The organism is Taibaiella lutea, from assembly GCF_008629695.1.
Taxonomy (GTDB): domain Bacteria; phylum Bacteroidota; class Bacteroidia; order Chitinophagales; family Chitinophagaceae; genus Taibaiella; species Taibaiella lutea.
On record NZ_VWSH01000001.1, the window covers coordinates 1711495 to 1718145 of the forward strand.

Here is a 6651-nt window from a genome sequence, read left to right on the forward strand (position 1 = left end):
TTAATTAATACAATATCAATAGAAAATAGCAGTCAATACTGCTATCGTTTTTAATTCTTTGAAATGAGGAACATGCAGTTGCAAGAAACTAAGGAAGTATTGCAATACGGTTTTTCGTTCTTCTGCAGTCATTTTTATTTGCTGGATTTCATTAAGACTTGAGGCCTGATTCAATTCGCTCATTAGGCTGGCATACGTTCCGGTAATAAATGGTGGATAAGCAGAACTATGTGTACTGAACCGACCTTCATGAATATCTGCAAACGGGCTCTCCGTATTATATTCGCCGGACAAATAATAACCCGCAAATTTTGCACTCTGAATAATAAAATACAATGGATAATTAGCAATTGATGTTGTCGCATCCTCATCCAGTTGCATCAAAAAGTTCAATAAGAATTCAAACAATTCCGGTTGAGGATCATGTGCTGCAAGCAGTTGCTTTATCACCTCCATTGCAAATAAAGCCACACCGTTCTTCACAACATCTTCCTGAACAGACTGATAAATAAGATACGACTGGTATTCCTTTATATTCTGAAGGTTTTTATTGGCTTGTTCATACACAATCATATCCAATACAGAACCTGCAAACAATACATTTGCTTTGCGTCCTTTTGCTTTAGCGCTGCGCACTCCTTTTACAATATAAGACTGCATACCGAGCAATTCGGTAAAGACTGTGCAAATAAGGCTCGTTTCGCCATATTTTACTGTCTTTAAAACAATGCCTCTTGTAGTATGCACCATGAAGGATAAGATAAATGTGTAGCAAAATTACCATTATTGAATTACAAGCCACAAAGACATTTCAACAAAATAAACATTGCATTCCAACCATTGGCCTTTTGATTGCATCAATAATATAAAACACGTTTATGAAATCTTTACTTCCCATCGCGTTCCTGTTTTTTGGCATACAGGCTTATTGTCAGATTCCTTTAAAAACCAATGCAGACCTGAATCAGGTACTTGTGTACCGTTCGGGTGCAGAAATGAATCATAAAGCCAAAATCAGTTTACCGCAAGGCAGCAGCGAAATCGTGATTAATAATGTTGCTAATACTATTGACGAGAAAACAATACAAGTCGGTTCTAATGCCAATATCTCCATCCTGTCGGTAAGGTTTGCAAAAGACTATGTAAAAGATGAAATTAAAACTCCGGAGTATATTATTCTGGAAGACAGTGTAAAGTCATTAAAGAAAGTCATGACAGGATTTGACATTCAACGCCAGGCAGAACAAAGTGTGCTTGATTTACTGGATAAAAACAGCACTATTGGTGGTGCCAATACCGGGGTTTCCATTGCTGAATTAATAAAGCTTGCAGATTATTATAAAGCCAAACAATTAGAAGTAAGCAACAATATTTCTAAAATAGACGAGGAGGCTAATTTGAAACAAGCCATCATTTCAAAATTGGAACTGCAAATGCTGGAGTTACGCAGTGCAAATACAAATAACGGCGGTCAGATAATATTACAAGTCATTGCAAAGAATGCTGCAACAACCGATTTCAATATCAGCTACATAAGTCCAAATGCAGGCTGGAATGCATTTTACGATCTTCGTGCAGATAAAATAAACGAGCCGCTAAAGTTATCGTACAAAGCAAATGTTGTTCAGAATACAGGTATTGACTGGAAGAAAGTAAAGTTGGTTTTATCCACCGGAAATCCGGCCATAAGCGGAACTGCGCCTGATATGAATCCATGGTTTCTTGCATTTCAACAAAATTATAATGTAGTCGGACAAAGCTCAAACCTGGCAGAAGTTTCAATAGCAGCATATGGCTCTCCTATATCTCAAGGCAGTTATGTTGGAGCTTCAGATCTTTATAAAGCAATCGAGGGAGGAGCGCCAGGCGTTCAGGTAAGAGGTAGGAGTTCTATCAGTCCGCCAGTAAAGCCTTTGATTATTCTCGATGGAAATCCTTACGACGGCGATATAAACTCTATTAATGCTTCGGATATATCCAGCATGACTGTCCTGAAAGATGCGAATGCAACATCGCTTTATGGCTCCCGTGGTGCTAATGGTGTCATTGTGGTTACAACGAAAAATAAATCTTTAAGCAATTATACCACACAAAGCGAAAATAACTTAAACACTACTTTTGACATTGATATCCCTTACGATATCGCTTCAAATGCAAAGCCGAATACAGTTTCATTACAGGAATATAAAATGCCTGCACAATATCAATATTTAGCTATCCCCAAATTAGATCCTGATGCTTTCCTGATGGCAGACATTACCGATTATGGCAAGCTGAATCTTTTGCCGGGCGAAGGCAATGTTCTTTTTGAAAACATGTATGTCGGTAAGTCTTTCATTAATCCGGGAAGCACAAACGATACATTAAACCTGAGCATGGGAAGGGATAAGCAGATTATTGTAAAACGTGAGAAAGTTGCAGAATCAAGCGGAACCAAATTCCTTGGAAGCAACAGGAAACAAATATTTACTTATGAGATAAAGGTGCGTAACAATAAAAAAGATGCTATTAATCTTACATTGAAAGACCAGTATCCTGTCTCTACCGACAAAGATTTAGAAATTGAATTATTACAATCTGATGAAGCTGCCATTAATAAGGAAAAGGGCGAATTGACATGGAAATTAAATGTAGCCTCCGGTGAAACCAAAAAAGTAAGAATTAGTTATTCCATTAAATACCCGACTGACAAGGTTCTTGCCAATTTATAGTTACCAACTCGATTTTCAATGTGAATAAGAAAGCGATAGCCTTTGTTCTGGGCTATCGCTTTTCTATAATTATTGATTCATTTTAAAATGGATACTTATTGTTGGTATGTGGTTGGAATAAAGATTCATTAAATGCAATGCGGCATTTTAAATATCTTTGCGGTCAAAATGAATATGGGCAACCATATTGGCAAACCGGTTATGCATCCATTAATTTTATTTGCTTCAGGAAGAGGCTCCAATGTACAGGCTGTAATTGATTATTTTTCAAAGGAACAAAAGGCTTTTGTAGCACTGATTGTTTGTAATAATCCGGAAGCGGGCGTATTGGAGATTGCATCCAGACATCAAATTCCGGTACAACTTATCGATAGAAAATCTTTTAAAGAAGAAGCCTTTGTTGAAGTATTGAAACAATACAAACCCTCATTATTAGTGCTTGCAGGCTTTTTATGGAAAGTCCCCGAATCAGTCGTAGCATCATTTTCAGGAAAAATTATCAATATCCATCCTGCGTTGTTACCAAAGTATGGCGGCAAAGGAATGTACGGCATGCATGTCCATAATGCAGTGGTAGCTGCGAACGAAAAGGAATCCGGTATAACTATTCATTTTGTAAATGAGCATTATGACGAAGGCGCTACAATCGTACAGGCGCAATGCAAATTATTACCGGAGGATTCGCCCGAACATCTGGCTGAAAAAATTCACAAACTGGAACATTATTTCTTTCCGAGAACGATTGAATTTTTATTGAAAGAAATCAATATCGACATCGATTAGTTTATTAGAAACAAACGCTGACAATATCTCCATTTAATCTAAGTAATAATAAAAAGCAACATTCAATTTTTTGAATGTTGCTTTTTATTATTAAAATATTTCTCCAGCATAACGTGTTTTTAAAATTTATAACGTAATATTACGTTATAAAACTAATTTAGATGTTATGCAATCACTTACAAAAGCAGAAGAGCAGATTATGCATATTATCTGGGAAAAAGAAAAATGCCTGATCAGAGATATTATTGAAGACTTGGGAAATCCTGAAATGCCACACAGCACGGTATCTTCCGTGGTGCGGATTCTGGAGAAAAAAGGTTTTGTTTCACATAAAGCTTACGGTAAGACGTATGAATATTTCCCCATAGTAGCCAAAGAAGATTATACTAAAACCGGATTAAAAGACTGGATAGGTAACTATTTCAATGGCTCGCCAAGTCAATTAGTTTCTTTTTTGGTAGAAAAAAAAGAACTCAAGTTAAAGGACTTAAATGAGTTGATGCAGCAATTGGAATCTTTAAAAAAGTAATAACCTAAAACTTTCATCCTATGCTTATTTACCTTTTAAAAGTCAGCTTTATCTGGCTTGTATTGCTTTTAATATTTGAATCAGGATTCAAGAAGAGCAGAAATTTCAGGTTAAACCGCATCTATATCTTCATAAGTATTCTCGCGGGGCTTTTAATACCAATAGTTAACATTTCGATGCTACCTTCTGATGTTGCTATTCCGGAACAAAGGATTGCACAGGCCTATACAAAGACAATTGAAACAATTACACCGGGAAATACTGCTGCATTTAATGCTTCCTGGGATTGGGGCAAAATACTGCTTGGTTTATATATTGCCGGAGCATGCATTGCTTTCCTTTTTACAATCCGCGAAATTATTTTGATTTTAAAAAAAGCAATTTATGGAAATTATGAAATTACCCTGGAACACAAAATATTCAGCAGTAAGAAACAACATGCACCATTCTCCTTTATGGGATGGATATTCATTTCAGATTTACAATATTATTCCGAAAATGAGCTACAATACATCTTACAGCATGAAGACGCGCACAACCGCTACTACCATTGGATAGACATGATAGGGATTCAGGTAATATTTATTCTTTTCTGGTTTCATCCGTTTGTGTGGTGGTTCAGGCATATCCTAAAAATGAACCACGAGTTTGAAGCGGATAGTGTTGCTGCTTCCGATAATCCTTATGAATACGGGCATTTTTTAATACAGCAGACATTGTTAAAGGGAACTCCTGTAATAGCGCATTCGTTTCATTTTTCACCTATAAAAAACAGAATAACTATGCTTACTCAAAAAAGAAAATCAAGCACATGGAAATATGCGCTTGTATTACCGGTACTTTGTTGTTTTACGGTTTTGTTTGCCAAATCAACTCCGGGTAATCAAAGAATAAAAGAAGGCGATGTATCTACATTCAAAGGACATAAGTTTTACTGGAAAACAACAAAACCTGATTCAGTTGTACAGAAAGCAATCGAAATGGGATTTGCACAGTTCAATCCGCAAACTTATATTTATAGAATGGATAATGACAGTGTTTATCAACATTATCAACTTTCTATTAATCCTCAATTCAGAAGCGGCAACAAAGGTTTTTCTGAATATATCACGGAGCAATTAAAAGAAAAATACAAAGGAATTATAGATACAGTAACTATTGCGAGGATTCACGTATCAAACGTTGTAATTAATGAAAAAGGAAAAATAGTCTATTATGAACTGACCTATATGTCTCAGTCAGATCATAGCAAAGCCATAACTTCAAATACGGTGTTGGATCCTATTGTTGATCAGATTATAGAAGAATCCCCTGCCTGGTTGCCTGGTGTTTATAATGGGAAGGAGGTTATGAGCTATATGGACGATGGCGGTGAATTTGTGCTGGGCTCAATCAGATTTAAAGTTGTTGCTTTTCCTGTGAAGAAAAATTAAGATTGTAAGCTATTAAAACAATAAGAGAAAACAACAGTATGCTTTCTCTTATTGTTTTAGAATAATTTCATACCAATATAAAAAATCATAGCACCTAATAATTATGATTTTGTATAAAAAGTGAATACCGTATAATCATTAGTATATGGCTTGCCATTGTGTTCCTTTTGCCCTTCAATTTTGACGGGAAAAGCCAATTGAATAAGCTGACCGCCTTTCCATTCATCAGGGAACGTAAGCATACCTTTAGCATCTGTGGTCAAATTGTTTGTTGTGCTATCCAGATTACTCACCTCAACCATATTCTTTGCATATATTTTGCCTTCTTCCATCACAGTAAAATGTGTAGGATATCCCTTTGTAAGATCATCATTATTAATCTTCAATTGATAATGACCTTGACCGACTATAGTCGAACCTTTCTTAGATGCCGAAACGTTTACCACTGCAGCAGAAACATAAGTCAATCTCATTTCCTTATAAACATCTTTTACGACATGTACAAAGCTAAGTTTGTAGATACCCTTTTCTTTAGGTATGAAGGATGCTTTATAACAATCCTCTTCTTTACTTTTTTCTAAAATTTTGGTTGTACCGTCAGGAGTAGTTAATATCAATTTACAGTCAGCAATATCTGAAAACCATTTTGCAGCAGAGGTTGGCTTATTCCATGAGAATTCTCCGAAAAAAACCTTTACTTCCTGTGTTACACCAACGCTTCCCATCGGTTTAGTTTCAATCCACATTTCATGCGCAGACAATATATGGCTGGTTAACAGAAAAAATATTACTGTCAATAATCCCGAAAATTTCATTTAAAATTTGATTTTGAGTATGATAAATATTGTATCCTGCTTCCATAAAGGAAATCAGATTGCGAAGGTATTATATCATCCGGCTAATAACTTTTAAATTCGGGAATACCTATATCAATAATAGGAAAAGAGTGGGATCCGGATTTAGGGACTTATTATTGTCCAAGGCACAATTACTTAATGAAAGTAACAACTTCAGCAATAATGTAATTTCATTGTTTTTCGCTTAATTGCACAAAAAAACCTTCAACTATTTAAGTTGAAGGTTTTGTAATAAATATGGCAGCTACCTACTCTCCCGGAGTTAACCAGTACCATCGGCCATGAGGGGCTTAACTTCTCTGTTCGGAATGGGAAGAGGTGAACACCCTCGGCAATAC

At 35.9% G+C, this 6651-nt stretch carries 6 protein-coding genes and 1 rRNA gene; 4 read left to right on the forward strand and 3 right to left on the reverse strand.

Translation table 11 applies throughout. The features are described 5' to 3' along the window. Positions 1–15: 15 nt before the first annotated feature. Positions 16–750, reverse strand: coding sequence for a DNA repair protein RecO (recO, locus tag F0919_RS07325; protein WP_150032055.1), 735 nt, complete (start codon positions 748–750; stop codon positions 16–18). Positions 751–878: 128 nt separating this feature from the next. On the opposite strand from recO, the gene F0919_RS07330 reads away from it, so the two are divergent. The 4 genes from F0919_RS07330 (at position 879) to F0919_RS07345 (ending at position 5456) form a co-directional block, all read left to right on the forward strand. Beyond that, complete coding sequence (locus F0919_RS07330) at positions 879–2711, forward strand: DUF4139 domain-containing protein (protein WP_150032056.1); 1833 nt, start codon at positions 879–881, stop codon at positions 2709–2711. 174 nt (positions 2712–2885) lie between these two features. After that, positions 2886–3494, forward strand: coding sequence for a phosphoribosylglycinamide formyltransferase (gene purN / locus F0919_RS07335; RefSeq protein ID WP_235903469.1), 609 nt, complete (start codon positions 2886–2888; stop codon positions 3492–3494). A gap of 166 nt (positions 3495–3660) precedes the next feature. Continuing rightward, positions 3661–4023: a BlaI/MecI/CopY family transcriptional regulator gene (locus tag F0919_RS07340; RefSeq protein ID WP_150032057.1), complete on the forward strand. Its 363-nt coding sequence runs from the start codon at positions 3661–3663 to the stop codon at positions 4021–4023. Positions 4024–4043: 20 nt separating this feature from the next. Further along, positions 4044–5456 (forward strand): M56 family metallopeptidase, encoded by a 1413-nt coding sequence (locus F0919_RS07345; RefSeq protein WP_150032058.1) that lies wholly within the window; start codon positions 4044–4046, stop codon positions 5454–5456. 101 nt (positions 5457–5557) lie between these two features. Here F0919_RS07345 and F0919_RS07350 read toward each other — a convergent pair whose 3' ends face one another. Further along, positions 5558–6271: a DUF4198 domain-containing protein gene (locus tag F0919_RS07350; protein ID WP_150032059.1), complete on the reverse strand. Its 714-nt coding sequence runs from the start codon at positions 6269–6271 to the stop codon at positions 5558–5560. Positions 6272–6548: 277 nt separating this feature from the next. Further along, positions 6549–6651 (reverse strand): 5S ribosomal RNA (gene rrf, locus F0919_RS07355); the annotation flags it as partial.

Excerpts from the sequence above, each read along its gene's own strand:
- F0919_RS07345 (WP_150032058.1), top strand. The coding sequence starts at position 4,044 with ATGCTTATTTACCTTTTAAAAGTCAGCTTTATCTGGCTTGTATTGCTT.
- recO (WP_150032055.1), bottom strand. The coding sequence starts at position 750 with ATGGTGCATACTACAAGAGGCATTGTTTTAAAGACAGTAAAATATGGC.
- purN (WP_235903469.1), top strand. The coding sequence starts at position 2,886 with ATGGGCAACCATATTGGCAAACCGGTTATGCATCCATTAATTTTATTT.
- F0919_RS07340 (WP_150032057.1), top strand. The coding sequence starts at position 3,661 with ATGCAATCACTTACAAAAGCAGAAGAGCAGATTATGCATATTATCTGG.
- F0919_RS07330 (WP_150032056.1), top strand. The coding sequence starts at position 879 with ATGAAATCTTTACTTCCCATCGCGTTCCTGTTTTTTGGCATACAGGCT.
- F0919_RS07350 (WP_150032059.1), bottom strand. The coding sequence starts at position 6,271 with ATGAAATTTTCGGGATTATTGACAGTAATATTTTTTCTGTTAACCAGC.